The organism is Streptomyces pratensis, from assembly GCF_037137275.1.
In the GTDB taxonomy this organism is placed as follows: domain Bacteria; phylum Actinomycetota; class Actinomycetes; order Streptomycetales; family Streptomycetaceae; genus Streptomyces; species Streptomyces pratensis_B.
In genome coordinates, this window is sequence record NZ_JBBBEN010000014.1 from 1 (window position 1) to 203 (window position 203).

Below are 203 nucleotides of genomic sequence, written 5' to 3' on the forward strand. Positions count from 1 at the left end.
TTCGACGGACACCAGCCCTACACCCCCGACGAAGTACGCGAAGCACTCCAGATCGGCCCCGACACCCCCATCCTGACGACGGACGCCCGGCACCGCGCGGATGCCAAGAGCGCCCTGATCACGCTGGTCGAGCACGCCCTGATGGCACGCCTGCGCTGATCACGCCCGGCCGGGCCCGACGGTACGCACCGCGTCGGGCCCGG

The 203-nt window shown here is 71.9% G+C and carries 1 pseudogene; it reads left to right on the plus strand.

From position 1 onward, the window contains the following. A pseudogene (locus V9U70_RS00075) lies at window positions 1–159 on the plus strand (ATP-binding protein); the annotation flags it as partial. Window positions 160–203 lie beyond the last annotated feature (44 nt).